20 protein-coding genes are annotated in these 21,342 nt (G+C 38.7%); all 20 read left to right on the top strand.

Annotated elements, in window-relative coordinates:
- The first annotated feature begins 9 nt into the window (after positions 1–9).
- The 20 genes from CCE82_RS09185 to CCE82_RS09280 all read left to right on the top strand — a co-directional run bounded on the left by CCE82_RS09185 (position 10) and on the right by CCE82_RS09280 (position 21,333).
- Positions 10–900, top strand: a complete 891-nt coding sequence (locus CCE82_RS09185; protein ID WP_086429098.1) for a cell division protein FtsQ/DivIB — start codon at positions 10–12, stop codon at positions 898–900.
- Between the two features lie 215 nt (positions 901–1,115).
- Complete coding sequence (ftsA, locus tag CCE82_RS09190; protein WP_086429099.1) at positions 1,116–2,516, top strand: cell division protein FtsA; 1,401 nt, start codon at positions 1,116–1,118, stop codon at positions 2,514–2,516.
- A gap of 29 nt (positions 2,517–2,545) precedes the next feature.
- Positions 2,546–3,715, top strand: a complete 1,170-nt coding sequence (gene ftsZ, locus CCE82_RS09195; RefSeq protein WP_086429100.1) for a cell division protein FtsZ — start codon at positions 2,546–2,548, stop codon at positions 3,713–3,715.
- 147 nt (positions 3,716–3,862) lie between these two features.
- Entirely contained in the window at positions 3,863–4,678 is an 816-nt protein-coding gene (gene pgeF, locus CCE82_RS09200) for a peptidoglycan editing factor PgeF (RefSeq protein ID WP_167370974.1), read from the top strand.
- Positions 4,679–5,353, top strand: coding sequence for a YggS family pyridoxal phosphate-dependent enzyme (locus CCE82_RS09205; RefSeq protein WP_086429102.1), 675 nt, complete (start codon positions 4,679–4,681; stop codon positions 5,351–5,353).
- A 5-nt stretch (positions 5,354–5,358) separates the two neighbouring features.
- Positions 5,359–5,919 carry a cell division protein SepF gene (locus CCE82_RS09210; protein WP_086429103.1) on the top strand — a complete coding sequence of 187 codons (561 nt, stop codon included), beginning with the start codon at positions 5,359–5,361 and terminating at the stop codon, positions 5,917–5,919.
- An 11-nt stretch (positions 5,920–5,930) separates the two neighbouring features.
- Positions 5,931–6,221 carry a YggT family protein gene (locus tag CCE82_RS09215; protein ID WP_086429104.1) on the top strand — a complete coding sequence of 97 codons (291 nt, stop codon included), beginning with the start codon at positions 5,931–5,933 and terminating at the stop codon, positions 6,219–6,221.
- 244 nt (positions 6,222–6,465) lie between these two features.
- Complete coding sequence (locus CCE82_RS09220) at positions 6,466–7,296, top strand: MurR/RpiR family transcriptional regulator (RefSeq protein ID WP_086429105.1); 831 nt, start codon at positions 6,466–6,468, stop codon at positions 7,294–7,296.
- Between the two features lie 213 nt (positions 7,297–7,509).
- On the top strand, positions 7,510–8,433 hold the full coding sequence (locus CCE82_RS09225) for a dihydrodipicolinate synthase family protein (protein WP_086429106.1): 924 nt from the start codon (positions 7,510–7,512) through the stop codon (positions 8,431–8,433).
- A gap of 27 nt (positions 8,434–8,460) precedes the next feature.
- The gene (locus CCE82_RS09230; RefSeq protein WP_086429107.1) at positions 8,461–10,002 is read left to right on the top strand and encodes a sodium:solute symporter family protein; all 1,542 of its coding nucleotides are present in this window, start codon (positions 8,461–8,463) and stop codon (positions 10,000–10,002) included.
- Positions 10,003–10,022: 20 nt separating this feature from the next.
- Entirely contained in the window at positions 10,023–10,475 is a 453-nt protein-coding gene (locus CCE82_RS09235) for a NanQ anomerase/TabA/YiaL family protein (RefSeq protein WP_086429108.1), read from the top strand.
- A gap of 38 nt (positions 10,476–10,513) precedes the next feature.
- Positions 10,514–11,626, top strand: a complete 1,113-nt coding sequence (locus tag CCE82_RS09240) for a Gfo/Idh/MocA family protein (RefSeq protein ID WP_086429109.1) — start codon at positions 10,514–10,516, stop codon at positions 11,624–11,626.
- A 295-nt stretch (positions 11,627–11,921) separates the two neighbouring features.
- On the top strand, positions 11,922–12,692 hold the full coding sequence (locus CCE82_RS09245; protein ID WP_086429110.1) for a YlmH family RNA-binding protein: 771 nt from the start codon (positions 11,922–11,924) through the stop codon (positions 12,690–12,692).
- A gap of 23 nt (positions 12,693–12,715) precedes the next feature.
- Positions 12,716–13,315, top strand: a complete 600-nt coding sequence (locus CCE82_RS09250; protein WP_086429111.1) for a DivIVA domain-containing protein — start codon at positions 12,716–12,718, stop codon at positions 13,313–13,315.
- A gap of 202 nt (positions 13,316–13,517) precedes the next feature.
- Entirely contained in the window at positions 13,518–16,265 is a 2,748-nt protein-coding gene (ileS, locus tag CCE82_RS09255) for an isoleucine--tRNA ligase (protein WP_086429112.1), read from the top strand.
- A gap of 478 nt (positions 16,266–16,743) precedes the next feature.
- Positions 16,744–17,229 (top strand): signal peptidase II, encoded by a 486-nt coding sequence (lspA, locus tag CCE82_RS09260; RefSeq protein ID WP_086429113.1) that lies wholly within the window; start codon positions 16,744–16,746, stop codon positions 17,227–17,229.
- Entirely contained in the window at positions 17,229–18,146 is a 918-nt protein-coding gene (locus tag CCE82_RS09265) for an RluA family pseudouridine synthase (RefSeq protein ID WP_086429114.1), read from the top strand. The genes lspA and CCE82_RS09265 overlap by 1 nt, the downstream gene beginning before the upstream one ends.
- 292 nt (positions 18,147–18,438) lie before the next feature.
- Positions 18,439–18,963 (top strand): bifunctional pyr operon transcriptional regulator/uracil phosphoribosyltransferase PyrR, encoded by a 525-nt coding sequence (pyrR, locus tag CCE82_RS09270; protein WP_086429115.1) that lies wholly within the window; start codon positions 18,439–18,441, stop codon positions 18,961–18,963.
- A 176-nt stretch (positions 18,964–19,139) separates the two neighbouring features.
- Positions 19,140–20,432, top strand: coding sequence for a uracil-xanthine permease family protein (locus tag CCE82_RS09275; protein ID WP_086429116.1), 1,293 nt, complete (start codon positions 19,140–19,142; stop codon positions 20,430–20,432).
- A 22-nt stretch (positions 20,433–20,454) separates the two neighbouring features.
- Positions 20,455–21,333, top strand: coding sequence for an aspartate carbamoyltransferase catalytic subunit (locus CCE82_RS09280; protein WP_086429117.1), 879 nt, complete (start codon positions 20,455–20,457; stop codon positions 21,331–21,333).
- The last annotated feature ends 9 nt before the right edge of the window (positions 21,334–21,342 follow it).

Genomic DNA, 21,342 nt, shown 5'->3' on the forward strand with positions numbered 1-21,342 from the left:
TGACGATTAATGACAAAAGAAATACCCAAGATTGATAATGAGTATTTAAAAGAAAAGAGAAAAAAACAGCGTATTCAGCAGCGACGCATTCAACGGATTATTGTAGCCGTCCTCGTTGTAATCGTTATATTAATCCTGGTTTATATGTTTACCCCTATCAGTCGTATTAAAAGTGCTGACATTAAAGGGAATCATTTTGTGTCTAAACAGGAAATCATGAAAGAACTTGATATTCAAAACCATCCACGCATTTACGCATACAGTTCTGATGATGCCGAGGAACGTTTGAAAAAGAATGAATTGATTGATCAAGTGACGATCGAAAAAGGCTTGTTTAATCCTATTGAAGTCAACGTGAAAGAACATGACATCATCGCAGTGACGACAGAAAAATCACGTGTCGTTCCTATGATTGAAAATGGCAAAGTGTTAAAAGATTATAAACAGCGAGTACCGAACGAAGCGCCTTATATCGAAGGATTTAAAGGGGCTGAAAAACGTCATCTTGTCGATGCACTTCAGAAAATGGATCGGACAACGCGTGCACAAATTTCAGAAATTGTAAGTGCGCCGCAAAAAGATCAACCGCATTTAATTAAACTTTTTATGCGTGATGGGATTGAAGTCGTCGGTAATACGAATACCATTGCTGAAAAGTTGAAGTACTATCCAAGTATGTCTCAAGCATTAGAAAAAGATGAGACAGGTAAATTGAAAAAATCAGGCTTTATAGATTTGTCGGTCGGTGCGACGTTTATTCCTTATGACAATGTGAACAATGGACAATCAAGTTCAGCGAGTGCAAAAGAAGTCCAAAGTGGTACAGCGAGCGAAGATAAAGCAAAAGATGATTTACAAAAGGCTTTAAACAAGATTAAAGATGAAGAATCATCCGAATAGAGAGGTTGAGAAAGGAAAATATTTTTATATTATAATGATTTTTCGTTCCAATGACCCTCGAATATAGATGGTTGCGCATTACAAAAAGATTACGTTGGTATTGAAATGCGATAAAAAGTTGAAATTCCAATGTGTTTATAGTTCACATTGATAGTGTGTTATTGTAAACTTAAAATAGCTTAATTATGTAAAGAAATGTCAGGAGGTGCCTATCTATGGAAGAGCATTATTATGTTAGTGTAGATATCGGCTCATCAAGCGTGAAAGCGATTGTTGGTGAAAAATTTCATAACGGAATTAATGTGATAGGTACAGGGCAGACCTATACAAATGGAATCAAGAATGGCTTGATTGATGATTTCGACCTTGCTAAACAGGCCATTAAAGATACGATAAAGAAAGCTTCAATCGCATCTAGTGTGGATATTAAAGAAGTGTTTTTAAAATTACCAATTATTAGTACCGAAGTCTATGATGAAACCAATAAAATTGAATTTCATCAAGATACTGAAATTAATGGCACACATATTGAAGAGGTTCTTGAAGGGATTCGTGAAAAAAATACGGAACCTGAAACGGAAGTCATCGATACGTTCCCAATTCGTTTCGTTGTAGATGACAACAATGAAGTGTCAGATCCAAAAGAACTTGTGGCACGTCACTCTTTACAAGTGGACGCAGGGGTCATTGCGATTAATCAATCTATTTTGATTAACATGATTAAATGTGTAGAAGCTTGTGGTGTCGATGTGTTAGATGTTTATTCTGATGCCTTGAATTACCGTTCAGTATTAACCGCAACTGAGCGAGAGCTTGGTGCATGTGTGATTGACATTGGTGAAGATTTAACTCAGATTGCGTTTTATGAACGTGGTGAGTTAGTAGACGCTGATGTGGTCTTTATGGCAGGCCGTCATATCACTGAAGACATTGCACAATTTTTAAATACTACATACGATACAGCAGAGAAGATTAAGCAACAATATGGTCATGCATTTTATGATTCAGCTTCAGACCAAGATGTTTTCACAGTGAACCAACTTGATTCTGAAGAACCTGCACAATTTACTCAAAAAGAGCTCAGTGACGTGATTGAAGCACGTGTAGAAGACATTCTCTTTGAAGTGTTCGATGTTTTACAAGAGTTAGGTTTAACGAAAGTCAATGGTGGATTTGTGGTAACAGGGGGTTCCGCTAACTTACTCGGCGTGAAAGAATTGCTCCAAGATATGGTGAATGAAAAAGTACGCATTCATACACCTTCACAAATGGGAGTAAGAAAACCAGAATTTTCTTCAGCAATTTCCACAATTTCTAGTAGTATTGCTTTCGATGAACTGTTGGATTATGTTACAATTAGTAATCATGATAATGAAGAAATTGAAGAAGAAATCATTGAAAGCGATTCAAAACGACAAGAACATAAATCAGGTGGTTTTGAGTCATTCTTCAAGAAAAAACCAAAAAAACAACAATCACAAGACACGGCAAATTCAGAATTTGTCGACGATGATACTTCGGAAGAGGTATATGAAGACATTGATCGACATGAACATGCAGAACCTAAACAAGAAGAAAGTAAGTTCAAGAAGATTATGAAATCACTGTTTGATTGATTGGCTACAAAGATTAGGAGGAAATTTAAATGTTAGAATTTGAACAAGGATTTAATCATTTAGCGACACTTAAAGTCATCGGTGTCGGTGGTGGCGGTAATAATGCTGTTAACCGAATGATTGACCACGGTATGAACAATGTTGAATTTATTGCAATTAACACAGACGGGCAAGCTTTAAACTTATCTAAAGCGGAATCTAAAATCCAAATTGGTGAAAAATTAACACGTGGTTTAGGTGCAGGTGCGAACCCTGAAATTGGTAAAAAAGCTGCGGAAGAGTCACGTGAACAAATTGAAGATGCTATCCAAGGTGCAGACATGGTATTCGTTACTGCAGGTATGGGTGGCGGTACAGGTACTGGTGCAGCGCCTGTTGTAGCCAAAATCGCAAAAGAAATGGGCGCTTTAACAGTGGGTGTTGTCACACGTCCATTTAGTTTCGAAGGTCGTAAACGTCAAACACAAGCTGCTGCTGGTGTTGAAGCAATGAAAGCCGCTGTGGATACATTAATTGTCATTCCTAACGATCGTTTGTTAGATATTGTAGATAAATCTACGCCAATGATGGAAGCATTTAAAGAAGCTGACAACGTATTACGTCAAGGTGTACAAGGTATTTCTGATTTAATTGCAGTATCTGGTGAAGTGAACCTCGACTTTGCTGACGTTAAAACAATCATGTCAAACCAAGGTTCTGCATTAATGGGTATCGGTGTATCATCTGGTGAAAACCGTGCAGTTGAAGCGGCGAAAAAAGCCATTTCTTCTCCTTTGCTTGAAACATCAATCGTTGGTGCACAAGGTGTGTTAATGAACATCACTGGTGGCGAATCATTATCTTTATTCGAAGCACAAGAAGCTGCTGACATTGTACAAGATGCTGCAGATGAAGATGTGAACATGATTTTCGGTACAGTAATCAACCCAGAATTACAAGATGAAATTGTTGTTACAGTGATTGCGACGGGTTTTGAAGACAAACCTTCTTCACAAGCACGTAAACAAGGTCATTCTGGTTTTGGTACAAGTGCCGCGCCAACAAGCTCAAAAGAATCAAGCTTCGGCGGTCATGCAGGTCAAGCTTCAACGCAAGAGAAAGAAGTTGAAGGTGGACGTAGCCATACAACAGCTGACGACGATATTCCAAGCTTTATTCGTAACAGAGAAGAAAGACGCTCAAGAAGAACACGTCGTTAATCGTGTGATATGTTGAAATATAAAGTACACCTATCAACTGGATAAAGTATCATACTTATCTTACATAGGATGTCATGAACTGCTAGGACAATTGTCACTTCATCAATGTCCTAGCAGTTTTTAATAGCTAAGATAAAAGGGAGGGTTATGATGGAATTATTTACGAAAAAGGCGCATCATTTGTCTTATCAACCGAGTTTAGCGCAAGGTGTTCACATCGGTATCACGACACGAGGCGATGGTGTGAGTGCGTATCCAACTCAAGCATTCAACATGGCAAGATATATTGATGATCAGCCGGAAAATATTACCCATCACCAAGAAGTTTTGGCGCAAGAAATTGGTTTTCCTCGAGCGCAGTGGGTCTTTCCAATACAAACACATGAAGCCAATGTAGTAGAAGTGACGCAAGCGGATCGTGGTAAAAATATTGACGCCCTTGCGCCAGATACGCTTCACGGGATAGATGCGATGTACACTTACGACAATGACACGGTGTTGACGATGTGTTATGCAGATTGTGTACCCATTTATTTTTATAGCCCTTCACATCACTTTATTGCTTTAGCACATGCAGGTTGGCGTGGGACGGTCGGAACAATAGTACACCGCGTGTTAGATCAATTTCCATACGACTATAATGACTTATATGTAGTGATTGGTCCTGCAACTTCCGATAGTTATGAAATCAATGATGACATATTGAATCAATTTAAACAGCTGCCGATTGACAGTGCAGCTTATATTGAAACACGTGGCGAGGACCGTCATGGTATTGACTTGAAATATGCGAACCAATTATTACTTGAACAGTATGGCGTACCGCGTGAACATATTTATCGTACGGAATATGCGACTTCAGAAGATTTGGATTTATTTTTCTCGTATCGTTTAGAAAAAGGAAATACGGGAAGAATGTTAGCATTTATTTCTCAATCATTGAATGAAAGTGGAGATGATTAAATGTCAGTTAAGACAAATTTAGAAGAAATAGAGCAAACTATAAATAAATATGCTACTTTTCGAGAAGATGAAACAAGACCTCGCGTGATTGCAGTCACAAAATATGTTACAATTAATCGAGCAAAAGAAGCTTATGAAGCTGGCATTCGTCATTTTGGTGAAAACCGTATCGAAGGCTTTTTAGAGAAGAAAGCAGCTTTACCAGATGATGTACACATGCATTTTATTGGCTCTTTGCAATCACGTAAAGTGAAAGAAGTTATTAATGAGATTGATTACTTACATGCATTAGACCGTAAAAGCTTGGCCAAAGAAATTAGTAAACGTGCCGAACACGATATTAACTGTTTCGTACAAGTTAACGTTTCTGGTGAAGCATCTAAACATGGGATTGCTTTAGAAGAGGTTGTGCCTTTCATTGAAATGTTAGCAAACTATGATCATATCCGTGTCGTAGGACTCATGACTATGGCACCATACACAGATGATGAAGCTTATTTAGAAGACATTTTTGAAAAACTTAAAAATAAACGCGATGAAGTCCAATCTTTGAATCTTACATATGCACCTTGTACAGAACTTTCAATGGGAATGAGTAATGATTATCACATTGCCACGAAAAAGGGTGCCACATTTGTTAGAATTGGAACGCGTCTTGTAGGAAAAGAGGAGTGAATCCAGTGGCTATAAAAGATTTGTTCAACAATTTTTTCACAATTGAAGAAGAGGAAGATGAAGATTTCATTCAAGAAGAAGAACGTCGTCGTGAACGTGAGCAACAGCAGGCGCAACAACAAGCAAACAAACAACAAACTGAGCGTCCAAGAGCAGTTCAATCAGTACCGAAACGCCAATCTACACGTTCGAAATCTTCTCATCAAGATAAACAATTGCAAGTTGCCCAAAAACAAGAGCAAGGGAATGTGGTGAATATGAGCCCAACACAAGACACTTATCAAAATGGTAGTTCTAAAATGTGTTTATTTGAACCACGTGTATTTTCAGATACACAAGATATTGCAGATGAATTGAAAAATCGTCGTGCGACACTTGTTAACCTTCAACGGATTGATCAAGTCTCTGCAAAACGTATTATCGACTTTTTAAGTGGTACAGTTTATGCGATTGGCGGAGATATTCAACGTGTCGGTGCCGATATTTTCTTATGTACACCAGACAATGTTGAGGTCGCTGGAAGCATTACAGATCATATCGAATCTATGGAAAACCATTATAAATAAGGGAGCATGCTATGAACATCGAGTTATTAACATCCATCCTTGAATTTCTGTTATTCATTGTCAAAGTTTACACATTTGGTATGATTATTTATATTTTCATGTCATGGTTACCAGGTGCAAGAGAGAGTGCAGTTGGGCGATGGATGTCTAGAATTTATGAGCCATTTTTAGAACCATTTAGACGTATTATTCCACCATTAGGTATTGTTGATATTTCACCTATCGTGGCATTTTTAGTACTGAATTTGTTTGAACGTGGACTTGTAGCAATCTTTAAATTGATTCTAAAACAACTTTATTAGAAAATCATATACCATGATTAGACTGGTTAAACGTTGGAATGGCGTTTTGTCAGTCTATTTTTTTGGCGTTGATAAGCGGAAAATGCATTAAGATAAAGAGAAAATGTCATATGAAAAGAAATGATATAAAAAGTTATTATTTCTACTCTGAAACATGTTTCTAAAATGATATGAGTGCTTGAAAAAAAGAACATCACCGCATACAATTAATTGTGTAAACGCTTACAACATTGAGGTGTTAACGATGAGGTTTTATAAAGTACTCGTTCCAATGATTGAATCGAATCTTGAAAATATGACGACAACTGAAAAAGGTGTGGCGCAGTTTTTTCTGAAACAAACAACTGTCGAGGATTTATCGTCTGAAATGTTTAGCCAACAGCTGCATGTGTCTAAAGCAACATTGACACGCTTTGCGAAAAAGTGTGGTTTCACAGGTTTTAGAGAATTTTTGTTTCATTATAGAGAAATGATGCGTGAAAAAGAGGATATACTGGCATACAAAGACTTAACACAAAAAGTTTTGTTTGATTATGAGGAAATGCTACGTAAAAATTATTCAATTCTCAATGAAAGCCAGTTAGAGCATATTAAGGAGATGATTGATCAAGCTGAGCGCGTGTATCTTTATGGAAAAGGCAGTTCGGCACTTGCGTTAAAAGAAATGAAAATGAGGTTTATGAGACTTGGCATTATTTGTGAAGTGATTGAAGACAATGACATGTTTGTATGGAACAATCTTTTAGTCGACGCATCTTGTCTTGTAATCGGTGCTTCAATTTCTGGAAAAACGGGTTCAGTCTTACAAGCGATCAAACGTGCTAAATCTCAAGGTGCACATACTGTACTGATGACGACTAGAAATTTTAACGCACACGACTTTGGGTGTGACGAAATTCTTTTGTTAGCAGCGAGTAAACATTTATCGTATGGCAATGTGATTTCACCGCAATTTCCAATATTACTCATGACCGATTGTTTATTCTCTTATTATTTGGAGGAGCCAGAAAGACGGATGTATTATGATCGAACAATTATTGATAAAGAAACAGGGCTGACATATAAAAACTTTTGATAGCCTTATGTGTTGTACTGAGCTATATCTTAGAATTGTGTGTTGATTTGATACGCATTCTAATTATCAGATAAGCTTTAATCATACGATGTCCTAGTCCATAGATAAGTGAAAAAGGGTCATTTATACTGTTTTATAAGCGTTGTACAATAAAATTTTATATGTAATAAGATAATGTATTTTGCAATATTGATGAAGAAGAGGAGAATGACTATGAGAGATTTAAGTCGATATGAAGGGATTATCCCTGCATTTTATGCGTGCTATGATGAGCAAGGTGAAGTGAGTCAAGAACGCGTACGTCAACAAGTTCAGTATTTGATTGACAAAGGTGTGCAAGGCCTTTATGTGAATGGATCGTCCGGAGAATGTATTTATTTGACGACTGAAGAACGTAAACAAATCATTGAGGCAGTGATGGATGTCGCAAAAGGAAAGATAACGGTGATTAACCATGTCGCTTGTAATAACACGAAAGAGAGCGCGATTTTAGCAGCACACTCTGAACAACTGGGTGTCGATGCGATTGCGGCCATTCCACCGATTTACTTTAAATTACCAGAATATTCCATCGAAAAGTACTGGAATGCGATCAGTGATGCGGCACCCAATACGGATTTTGTGATTTATAATATTCCGCAATTAGCTGGTGTCGCACTAACAAGTCAATTGTATCAAGCGATGCGTAAAAATCCACGTGTCATTGGTGTTAAAAACTCTTCTATGCCTGTGCAAGATATTCAAACTTTTGCTGCTGCGGCGGGTGAAGACTACATTGTTTTCAACGGTCCAGACGAACAGTTTGTCGGTGGTCGCACAATGGGAGCAAAGGCTGGTATTGGTGGTACATATGGGGTGATGCCTGATTTATTTGTGAAATTGAATCAGCTTATCATTGATCAAAATATGGCAGAAGCACAAGTCCTCCAATTTGCGATTAATGACATTATTGCCAAATTAGTGTCGGGTCAAGGCAATATGTATGCAGTCGCAAAAGAGGTGCTCAGAATCAATGAAAATGTAGATTTAGGTTCAGTGCGCGCACCGTTAGAACCATTAGCAGAAGAAGATAAAATCATTGCACAAGAAGCGGCACAAATGATTGTAGCTGCAAGACAACAATTTTTAGCATCATAGTGAACGCATAATAAAGGAGTGTTGATGATGAATACAACTGGTTTTACTTTAGTTGATTTATTTGTATTAATTGTATACTTACTTGCTGTATTAGTGGCCGGGCTTTACTTCTCGAAAAAAGAGATGCAAGGGAAAGAATTCTTCAAAGGGGATGGCTCGGTGCCGTGGTATGTGACATCGGTATCAATCTTTGCGACGATGTTGAGTCCCATTTCGTTTTTAGGACTTGCAGGGAACTCTTACGCTGGGAGCTGGATTTTATGGTTTGCCCAATTAGGAATGTTGATTGCAATACCGTTAGCAATTAAATACGTGTTGCCAATATTTGCGCGTATGGACATTGATACGGCTTATGATTATTTAGAGCGTCGATTTGAAGCGAAATCATTACGTGTCATTTCTGCGTTACTCTTTATCATTTACCAACTTGGGCGTATGTCGATTATCATGTATTTACCATCAGTAGGTTTAGCGAAATTAACAGGTATCGATATTAATATTTTAATCATCTTAATGGGTGTGATCGCGATTGTGTACTCTTATACAGGTGGTTTGAAATCTGTACTTTGGACGGACTTTATTCAAGGGGTCATTTTATCAGCTGGGGCATTGATCGCGTTATTCGTGTTGATTAAAGATATTGATGGCGGTGTAGGTGCGATTACAGAACAATTGGCACACGGTAAATTTATTGCACCGACAGAAAAATGGTTTGATCCGAATATTTTATCAGGTTCGATTTTCTTAATCGTGTTTGGTTCTGGTTTAACGATTTTCTCATCTTACGCGTCATCTCAAGACTTAGTACAACGTTTTACGACAACACAAAATATTAAAAAGTTAAATAAAATGTTGTTCACAAACGGTGTGTTATCATTAGGTGTAGCGACAGTATTCTATTTAATCGGAACAGGTTTATACGTGTTTTACCAACTTCAAAATGTGAGTGAAGCGACAAAAGCGATTCGACGTGACCAAATCTTTATTTACTTTATTGCGTATCAATTGCCGGTTGGGGTAACAGGTATTATTTTAGCAGCGATTTATGCCGCAGCACAGTCGACGATTTCAACAGGTTTAAACTCAGTGGCGACATCTTGGACTTTAGATATTCAAGAAGTGGTTGCGAAACAAATGTCAGATAAAATCCGTACAAGAATTGCGCAAATCGTCTCATTACTTGTAGGTGTGTTCTCAATTTTAGTGGCAATTGTGATGGCACACTCTGATATCAAATCTGCTTACGAATGGTTTAACGGCTTTATGGGACTTGTACTCGGTTTACTCGGTGGTATTTTCATTTTAGGATTTGTGAGTAAAAAAGCGAACAAGCAAGGCGCTTATGCTGCGTTAATTGTTGCAACCATTGTGATGGTGTGCATTAAATATGTATTGCCTCCAGAAGCGGTCAACTACTGGGCATATTCATTTATTTCAATCAGTGTTTCTTTAGTAGTCGGCTATATCGTGTCATTATTAACTGGCAATAAGGTGTCAGCACCACAATTTACAACGATTCATGACATGCCAGAAATTCTTGCAGATAAAAGTTGGGAAAAACGTCATTAATTCAAGGAGAGGTGTTTGGAATGATTGTAGCAGAACGTGAAGATTTAAAAAGATATGTGGGAGTGAATCCACATTTGAGTAAAGTGATTGATTTTCTAGAGCAAACGGATTTGGCAACGCTTGAGTTAGGGAAAGTGGACATTGATGGCGACAATGTGTTTGCGAATTGTATGTCATATGTAGCAGATGGTGTTCCAGGCCAACAGTTTGAAAATCATCAAAAGTACATCGATATTCATTTAGTGTTAGAACATGCAGAAAAAATTGCGGTAACATCCCCAAAATTTGCAGAACAGACAGCTGACTATGATGAAACGGATGACTTTGCATTGTTTAAAGGGGAACAGTATCAACTCATTGAGATGACACCGACGAATTTGTTAATTACTTTTGAAGAAGATTTGCATCAACCGAAAATTGGTCATGATGACAAACCGGTGAAAAAGCTCGTATTTAAAGTACTGAATGCATAGAATTGAAGTTACAAAATAGAGTGAAAGAAGGAAAAACAATGGTGAAATATGGCATTGTTGGTGCGGGTTACTTTGGGGCAGATTTGGCGCGTTCACTCGTGAAAATTGATGGTGCGCATGTCACAGCGATATATGACCCGGCACATGGCGAAACGATTGCGACAGAGCTTGGTGCGGATAACTGCGAGTGTCTTGACGCACTGGTGTCTCGCGAGGATGTCGATTGTGTCATTGTTGCGTCACCGAGTCATTTGCATCGTGAACCCGTCATCAAAGCGGCTGAACACGGCAAACACGTCTTTTGTGAGAAGCCGATTGCGTTAAATTACGAAGACTGTCAAGCGATGGTCGCAGCATGTGAAGAAAATCAAGTATTGTTTATGGCGGGCCACATTATGAATTTCTTCAATGGGGTTCATCGTGCGAAAGAACTGATTATGCAAGGTAAAATAGGAAAAGTCCTCTTTTGTCATGCAGCCAGAACAGGTTGGGAAGAACCACAGCCGACTGTCTCCTGGAAGAAATTGCGTAATCAGTCGGGGGGACATTTGTATCATCATATTCATGAACTGGATTGCATTCAATTTTTGATGGGAGGACTTCCTGAAAAAGTAACGATGGTAGGCGGCAATGTATATCATCAGGGTGAACAATTCGGTGATGAAGATGATATGTTGCTGATTCAGTTAGAATACGCAGATCAACGTTATGCAGTATTAGAATATGGCAATGCGTTTCGTTGGGGAGAACACTATGTCCTCATTGAAGGGACATTAGGCGCCATTAAATTAGACTTATATCACACTGCAGGGACATTGCGTGTCAAAGGTGAAGGTGAATCCCATTTCTTAATTCATGAAACACAACAAGAAGATGATGAACGGACAGCGATTTATACCGGACGTGGTATGGATGGCGCAATTGCCTATGGTCAACCTGGTGTGAGAACGCCGCAGTGGTTACAAACGTGTATAGATAAAGAAATGGCTTATCTTCATCACTTAATGCAGGGCGGTACAGTAGAGGAAGATTATGTGAAGCTGACGAATGGTATCGCAGCGCTTGAATCGATTGCGACAGCGGATGCGTGCACGTTATCACTGAAAGAAGATCGCAAAGTGAACCTGTCTGAAATTGTATCAGCAAAATAATCCGTAGAGGTTTGAGGTTTATCAACCTTAATTGATTTTATATTTCTATATTTTGATTTTCGTCTATCGTAGGAGAGGGGGCTGGGAAACGCAATGTGACCTGGTCCCTTTACTACGATTTGTGTATGGAATTTGTTATCGTGTCGTGCTTTAAACTTCATTCAAAGCCATGTATACTGAACTTAATATGGTGTATACATTGCGTTTAGACATTCAATGCAACGCGAATGTGGAAATGAAATAGTATGTATGTTTTCATTGACGATGGAACATTGAGCAAATAAGGAGTTCAAACATGGATATTTATCAACATTTTAGACCTGAAGAGCATGAACAGATAGATTATTTATTAGATAAAGTGCGTCAGGCTGAAGCGCAATATGCCCCTGTATTGACGCATTTTTTAGATCCACGAGGTCAATACATGTTGCAAGTCATCGTCGGAAGCTTCAATGACTTGCATGTGGCTTTTGATGGGGGACGTGATTCAGAAAGATGTCGTGCAGTCATTGCGCCAAGTTATTATGAACCGACACGTGAAGACTTTGAGTTAACGTTAATCGAAATTGATTACCCAGCAAAGTTTGTTACACTACAACATCAACATGTACTAGGCACACTGATGTCACTTGGTATTGAACGCGAACAAGTCGGTGATATTATTGTAGCTGAGCGGATTCAATTTGTTTTGACAAAGCAACTTGAATCGTATATTATGTTAGAATTAACACGTATTAAAGGGGCTACAATTAAACTTAATGTTATCCCGTTTGAAGATATGATACAATCAGAAGAGTATTGGGAGACCCATGAAGCAACAGTGAGCGCAACGAGACTTGACGTTGTATTGAAGGAAATGATTCGTAAGTCACGAACGATTGCGAAGACACATATTCAACGTAAGCGTGTCAAGGTGAACCATACGCTCATTGAAGCGGCCGATTTCCAACTTGAAGCAGGAGACTTGTTGTCTATTCAAGGGTATGGCCGTGCTAAAATCACTGCTATTGGTGAGCGTACTAAGAAAGATAAATTAAGAATAACCTATCAAACTTTATTTAAATAGTGTATGATGGAGGAGGGCAAGGAATGGCTTTTACACCTAGCGAGATTAAAAATAAATCATTTACACGTATTAAAAATGGCTTTGAGCCAACAGAAGTTGAACAGTATTTGGAACAATTAAGCCATGAAATTGAGCGTTTAAAAGAAGATAAAAAGCAATTAGAAAAAGTGTTAGAAGAGCGTGATTCACATATTCAATCCTTCAAAGAGGTTGAAAAATCAGTCGGTGAAGCGATTGTCAGTGCCCAACGTGCTGCCGATGAAACAAAAGCAGCCGCACAAAAAGAGCGAGATGCGATTATTCAAAAAGCACAAGCAGAAGCAAGTCAAATTGTGAATGACGGTTTAGAAAAGGCGCGTCGTTTATCATTCCAAACAGAAGATATGAAGCGTCAATCCAAAGTGTTCCGTTCACGTTTTAAAATGCTTCTAGAAGCTCAGCTCGACCTGTTGAAAAGTGACGACTGGGAATACTTGTTGAATTATGATTTAGATTCACAACAAGTGACAGAAGAAAACTTTCAACATTTAAATGAACAAGACATTACCGCAGAAGAAAAGCAACAAGCTGAACAAGCGAATACACAATCAAACGAAACAACACAAAACGAAACAGACAAGTAAACGAGATAATCATCCATACAGCGAGTTAGGAAACGGTGAGAGCCTAACAGATGACCTTATTTTATATCACTGTTTCGACATGAATATAACCATAATTAATGAGAGAACTCTAAGCTGAGTTAAGCAGGGTGGTACCGCGGCACGTCCGTCCCTGAATATCTGAGCTTAGAGTTCTTTTTCAGTTAAAGGAGTGTAGTTTAAAATGGAATACAAAGATACGTTACTTATGCCAAAAACAAAATTCCCAATGCGCGGAGGACTTCCAACGAAGGAACCGCAAATTCAACAAGAGTGGAAAGAGAAAGATTTATATCGCAAAATGTTAGAAAAAAATGAAGGACAACCTTCTTTTATCTTGCATGATGGTCCACCATACGCAAACGGTAGCTTACATATGGGACATGCGTTGAATAAAATTTTAAAAGACTTTATCAACCGTTACAAAACGATGCAAGGTTTTTATACCCCTTATGTACCTGGTTGGGATACACACGGGTTACCGATTGAGCAAGCTTTAACGAAAAAAGGTGTTAAACGTAAAGAAATGACAACTGCTGAATTCCGTGATAAGTGTCAAGCTTTTGCGATGGAACAAATCGACATTCAGAAAAAAGACTTCCAACGTTTAGGGGTCAATGGTGATTTCGATAATCCATACATCACATTAAAACCTGAGTATGAAGCAGCACAAATCCGCTTATTTGGTGAAATGGCAGATAAAGGCTTAATTTACAAAGGGAAGAAGCCGGTTTACTGGTCACCTTCAAGTGAATCATCATTAGCAGAAGCAGAAATCGAATATCACGATAAACGTTCAGCTTCGATTTATGTGGCATTTGACGTAAAAGACAGTAAAGGCATCGTTGCGGATGACGCGAAATTTATCATTTGGACAACAACACCTTGGACATTACCATCCAACGTTGCGATTACAGTACATCCTGAATTAACGTACGTTCAAATGAATGTGGATGGCACACGTTATATTATCGCCGAAGCATTAGTTGATGAAGTGGCTGAACAATTAGGTTGGGACAAAGCAACAATCGTTCGTGAAAAAGATTTCAAAGGTTCAGAATTAGAATATATCGAAGCACAGCACCCATTTATCGATCGTATTTCACTCATCATCAATGGTGAGCACGTCACAACAGATGCTGGTACAGGTTGTGTGCATACAGCGCCTGGACACGGTGAAGATGACTTTATCGTAGGTCAAAAATACGGTTTAGAGGTCATCAGCCCATTAGATGATAAAGGGGTCTTCACAGCTGAAGGTGGTCCATTTGAAGGCATGTTTTACGATAAAGCCAACCAAGCTGTGACAGAATTGCTAACTGAAAAAGGTGCTTTACTCAAACTAGACTTTATTACGCATAGTTATCCACATGATTGGCGTACGAAAAAACCAGTTATTTTCAGAGCGACACCACAATGGTTTGCGTCAATTTCTAAAGTCAGACAAGATATTTTAGACGCGATTGAAGATACAAAATTCAAAGTTGACTGGGGTAAAACACGTATTTACAACATGATTCGTGACCGTGGTGAATGGGTGATTTCACGTCAACGTGTATGGGGTGTTCCATTACCAGTATTCTACGCTGAAAATGGCGACATCATCATGACGAAAGAAACAGTTTACCATGTGGCAGATTTATTCGAAAAACATGGCTCTAACGTTTGGTTCGAACGTGACGCAAAAGACTTATTACCAGAAGGCTTTACACATCCAGGTAGCCCGAACGGTGAATTTACAAAAGAGCAAGACATCATGGACGTTTGGTTCGACTCAGGTTCATCACATCGTGGCGTACTTGAAACACGTCCAGAGTTAAGTTTCCCAGCAGATATGTATCTTGAAGGTAGTGACCAATATCGTGGTTGGTTTAACTCATCTATTACGACATCAGTTGCAACACGCGGTCGTTCACCATATAAAATGTTATTGTCACACGGTTTCGTAATGGACGGAGAAGGTAAGAAAATGAGTAAATCGTTAGGTAACGTCATCGTGCCTGATACGATTGTGAAACAAAAAGGTGCAGACATTGCACGTTTATGGGTGAGCTCAGTAGACTATCTTGCTGACGTGCGTATCTCGGATGAAATTTTAAAACAAGTGGCTGACGTTTACCGTAAAATCCGTAACACATTACGTTTCTTACTAGGTAATATCAACGACTACAACCCAGCAACAGACCGTATTGCTGAAGCGGATTTATTAGAGGTCGATCGCTACATTTTAAACCGTTTACGCGAGTTCACAGCAAGCACGTTAGATCATTATGAGTCATTTGATTATTTAGATATTTATCAAGAAGTTCAAAACTTTATCAATGTTGAATTAAGTAACTTCTATTTAGATTACGGTAAAGACATTCTGTATATTGAAGAAAAGAATGCGCATAAACGTCGCAGCATGCAAACGGTACTGTTCGAAATTCTTGTGAACATGACAAAATTACTTGCACCAATCATTCCACATACTGCAGAGGAAGTTTGGTCGCACATCGAACAAGTTGAAGAAGAAAGTGTCCATTTAACGAACATGCCTGCGAAAGAAGAAGTGGATCAAGCGTTAATCGAAAAATGGAACACATTTATGGCGTTACGTGATGATGTTAACCGTGCATTAGAAGCAGCAAGAAATGAAAAAGTTATCGGTAAATCTTTAGAAGCCAAAGTGAAAATCGGTAACAGTCCTTCGTTTGATACGCTTGCATTTTTAGAAGGCTTTAGCGATTTACATCAATTGTTCATCGTATCTCAAGTTGAATTAGTTGAGGATGCACAAGGTGAAGCGTATCAACACGGCACAATCGAAATCGCACAAGCTGACGGTGAGAAATGTGCACGTTGTTGGAATTATAGTGAATCATTAGGTAGTGTTGGTGAATTAGTTGATTTATGTCCGCGCTGTCAAGAAGTGGTCAAAACGTTAGTTTAATAGAATAGTGATGTATTGAAGAAGGCAATGTTGGCGCTTGAAAGTGCTGATGTTGCCTTTTTGTGTTTTTATGGAGAATACTTAACCCTAAGATTGCAGAACCGTGCGGCGCTTTCCCAGGGCCTTGCCTCAACTAAATTTGGCTTCTTTCGAGTGTGCATTACAATCAAGCCAAATTTAGTTAAGGCAAGGCCCCTGGGAAAGGGAGACTAAAGGGAAGTCATCGCAGTTAGAAGTATTGAAAAATTGGTTTATCAAGCTAGTTATTGTAACTACAAATGCTCCCGAAATGAGAAGAAAATTTCACACTATGTAAAATTACAAATTACACTACTTTAATATGTCCTTTCTAAACTGTCCAATACTGTATTACTGACAATCCTACTATGTATTTCAAATGTAGTTATCATGAAATAATTACATTGTTAAAATATATCGTGTTATAATGTAGCAGTGACTAACAGAAAGGACAAAAAGTATGAAACAACAATATTACATCGGCCTATCCGTTTTTATAGCCTTGATTATTTTAATAGGCGACCAACTTACAAAATTCATCATCCGTACGCAGATGTCGATTGGTGAATCTTTTGCGGTTATTCCAAAACTGTTATATATCACTTCTCATCGCAATAATGGGGCTGCTTGGGGTATACTAAGTGGGAAGATGACATTCTTCTACATTATTACGGTAGTTATTTTAGTTGCGCTCATTGTCTTTTTTATTAAAGAAGCGAAACATAATATGCTGATGCAAATTGCGATTAGTATGTTATTTTCTGGCGCATTAGGTAATTTTATTGATCGTGTAAGTAGCGGTGAAGTGGTAGACTTTATAGATACCGTCATTTTCGGTTATGATTTCCCTATTTTTAATATTGCAGATGCGAGTTTGACAATAGGTGTAATCTTATTGATCATTGTATTGTTAAAAGATCAGAATCAAAAAGGTAAGGTGTCGTAATGGAAAAACATATATTTAATATTGAAGACTCAGCGCATCATTTACAGCGTATTGATAAGATTTTGCCTGAGTTCAATTCGGAATGGTCGCGTAGTCAGTTGCAAGAATGGATTAAAGAAGGTTTAATTGAAGTCAATGGGAAAGCGGTCAAATCTAACTATAAATTAAAGTTAGGTGATCGCATCGAAATCACTGAAAAAGAAGTTGTGGAAGCGGATATTCAACCGGAAGACCTAAATTTAGATATTTACTATGAAGATGACGACGTAGCGATTGTCTATAAACCTAAAGGCATGGTCGTTCACCCATCACCAGGTCATTATACAGGGACACTCGTGAATGGTTTAATGTACCAAATCAAAAACTTATCAGGCATCAATGGTGAAATTCGTCCAGGTATCGTGCATCGTATTGATAAAGATACATCAGGGTTACTCATGGTCGCTAAAAATGACGTTGCGCATCGTAGTTTAGTTGAACAATTGATGGCGAAAACAGTGAAAAGAAAGTATATTGCGTTAGTTCATGGTCATATTCCACATGAATTTGGAACGATTGAGGCACCAATTGGACGAAATAAAAACGATCGTCAATCTATGGCTGTCGTTGATGACGGTAAAGAAGCTGTGACGCATTTTAATGTCATCGAAACATTTAAAAACCATACACTTGTTGAATGTGAACTAGAGACTGGACGTACACACCAAATTCGTGTGCATATGAAGTATATCGGTTATCCGCTTGTTGGAGATCCGAAATATGGTCCTAAAAAGACATTAGATATTGGTGGTCAAGCTTTACATGCAGGGTTAATCGGTTTTGAACATCCCAAAACAGGTGAATACATTGAACGTACTGCACCACTTCCTGCTGAATTCGAAGCTGTCATTGAACAAGTGCGTAAGGAAGAAATTTAATCCGATTAAAAGTTTTTCAAAGATATACCAGATTTGCTTTGACTTTTGGTGGCAAAAACGTTACCATAAGAACAAGTAAAAAACGAATAAAAACTGAATCGTCTTTAAGAGGGAGTCCCGTGAGGCTCAAAAGACATGATATCAATGATTCAATTTAGTTAACGATCATCCAGATACCGCGTAATACGTACGAGAGACGTAATGGTACAGTTGATGAGAGTGTTAAATATAAATTGGGAAAAACTCATGTCTCCTTGAAGGCATGAGTTTTTTTACGTAAGGAGTGAAATGATTGGCTGAACGTGTTGTATTAGATGAAGCAGCTATCAAACGAACAGTAACACGCATCGCTCATGAAATATTAGAATACAATAAAGGCACAGAAAACCTTGTATTGCTCGGTATTAAAACGCGTGGCGAATATTTAGCACAACGTATTCAACAAAAGATTCAACAAATTGAAGAGGTGCAAGTGCCAACCGGAGCCATCGATATTACAAGTTTTAGAGATGATATCGATTCTCGTCAACAGCAAGATGTGCCTGGCTTTGACATCGACACAGACTTGAATCATCAAGTGGTTGTTATCGTGGATGATGTGCTTTACACAGGACGTACCGTGCGTGCTTCACTTGATGCGATTTTGTTACATGCGAGACCGAAAAAGATTGGTTTAGCGACACTCGTGGATCGTGGTCACCGAGAGTTACCGATTCGCGCAGATTTCGTCGGGAAAAATATTCCAACCTCGCATGAAGAATCTGTCAATGTTTACTTAGAAGAAATAGACGATCGCAATGCGGTTGTCATCACATAATAACACCTTTTAATTCAGTACGAGAGACTGACAAAGGTATAATTGCAAACAGAATGAATGATGTACGATGCTGCCGCTAATGATGGTCGGCGTATATGTGCAAATCTGTTTGGAATCACCTCAGTCTCTTACCTTAATCGGTGAAGAGACTTTTTTTATGCGAAAGGAAGAAGACAATGGAAAATGAACAAATGTTTACGAGAACGGTCCAACCTGTACTCGATGTGAATGAAAAACCAAAAGCAGGCCAATGGGTATTTTTAAGCTTACAACACCTATTTGCGATGTTTGGGGCAACGGTGCTCGTACCATTCTTAACAGGTTTACCCGTTTCATCCGCATTGCTTGCATCAGGGATAGGGACGTTACTCTACATTTTGATTACGAAAGGGAAAATTCCGGCTTATCTTGGGTCAAGTTTTGCGTTTATTACACCGATTATTACTGGTTTGAGTACGAACAGTTTAGGTGACATGCTCGTTGCATTATTTATGAGTGGTGTGATGTACGTCATCATCGGTGTTGCGATTAAAATCAGTGGTACGAATTGGCTTATGCAACTGTTACCACCTGTCGTTGTCGGCCCAGTCATTATGGTTATCGGTTTAAGCTTGGCACCGACTGCTGTGAACATGGCGATGTTTGAAAGTTCAGCTGAGATGAAAGGCTACAACTTAAGCTTTGTCGCAGTTGCAGGGATTACATTACTTGTCACATTAATCGTACAAGGGTTTGCGAAAGGCTTTTTCTCACTCATTCCAGTTCTTGTAGGGATTGTTGTTGGATATATCACAGCTGTGTTATTCGGCATCGTAGACTTCAAACCTGTAGCAGAAGCGGCTTGGTTCCAGTTCCCAGACATTTACATTCCATTTGCAGATTACGAGCCTTCCATTCATCTCGGTTTAATCGCAGTCATGTTACCGATTGTATTTGTAACGGTGAGTGAACATATCGGTCACCAAATGGTTATCAACAAAATCGTAGGACGCAACTTCTTTAAAGATCCAGGGTTACACCGTTCAATCATTGGTGACGGGGTGTCGACAATGTTCTCAAGTATTATCGGTGGACCACCAAGTACGACTTACGGTGAAAATATCGGCGTCCTTGCAATTACGAAAATTTACAGTATTTATGTTATTGGCGGCGCGGCAGTCATTGCGATTATGCTCGGCTTTGTCGGTAAGTTTACAGCACTGATTTCATCTATTCCAACACCAGTCATGGGTGGTGTATCCATCTTGTTATTCGGAACTATCGCAGCAAGTGGTTTACGTATGATTGTAGAAAGTCAAGTCAACTTTGCAGAAAACCGTAACTTGGTCATTGCTTCAGTCATCCTCGTCATCGGTATTGGTAATATGATGTTAAATTTATCTGATATAGGCATTCATCTCACAATCGAAGGGATGGCATTGTCAGCAACAGCAGGGATTGTACTGAACTTGATTTTACCAAAAAGATAATCAATAGGAGGCCTTGATCATCATGCAACATTTAGTTTCAATGGAACATTTATCTGTAGAAGAAATTGGAAACTTAATTCAAAAAGCAATGCAGTATAAAGCAGACGAAGGGGTACCGAATTTACAAGGACGATACATTGCGAACTTATTTTTCGAAAATTCCACGCGTACGAAATGTAGTTTTGAAATGGCAGAGCACCGTTTGGAAATGAAACAACTCAACTTTGAATCAAGTGCCTCTTCTGTACAAAAAGGAGAATCACTGTATGACACATGCCGAACATTGCAAAGTATTGGATGTGATGCGCTCGTCATTCGTCATGAACAAAACCATTATTACGAAGAACTGCTCAATATGGGCATTCCAATTATTAATGCAGGAGATGGAAGTGGCCAACATCCGACGCAAAGCTTACTCGATTTAATGACGATTTATGAAACATTTGGTCGTTTTGAAGGATTAAAAGTAGTGATTTGCGGTGATATTAAAAATTCACGTGTGGCACGCAGTAATTATCATAGTCTTACCGCACTCGGCACAAATGTGGTCTTCTCAAGTCCTGACATATGGAAAGACGACAGTATGGCCGCAGATTATGTCGAACTTGATGATGTGATTGATGAGGTCGATATTGTGATGCTGTTACGCGTACAACATGAAAGACATGACGGTCACGTACAAGGTTTTGAAAAGGCGGATTATCACCGTCGATATGGATTGACTGAATCGCGTTATGAAAAACTTCAAGATCATGCGATTGTGATGCACCCAGCACCTGTTAATCGAGATGTAGAAATTGCAGATGCGTTAGTGGAAGCGCCGAAGTCACGCATTTTTGAACAAATGGCAAACGGTGTGTACATAAGAATGGCAGTATTGACTGAAATTTTAAAAGGTTAAGGAGCGATA

Origin of the sequence: Staphylococcus cornubiensis, from assembly GCF_900183575.1 — a bacterium.
GTDB classification, from domain to species: Bacteria; Bacillota; Bacilli; order Staphylococcales; family Staphylococcaceae; genus Staphylococcus; species Staphylococcus cornubiensis.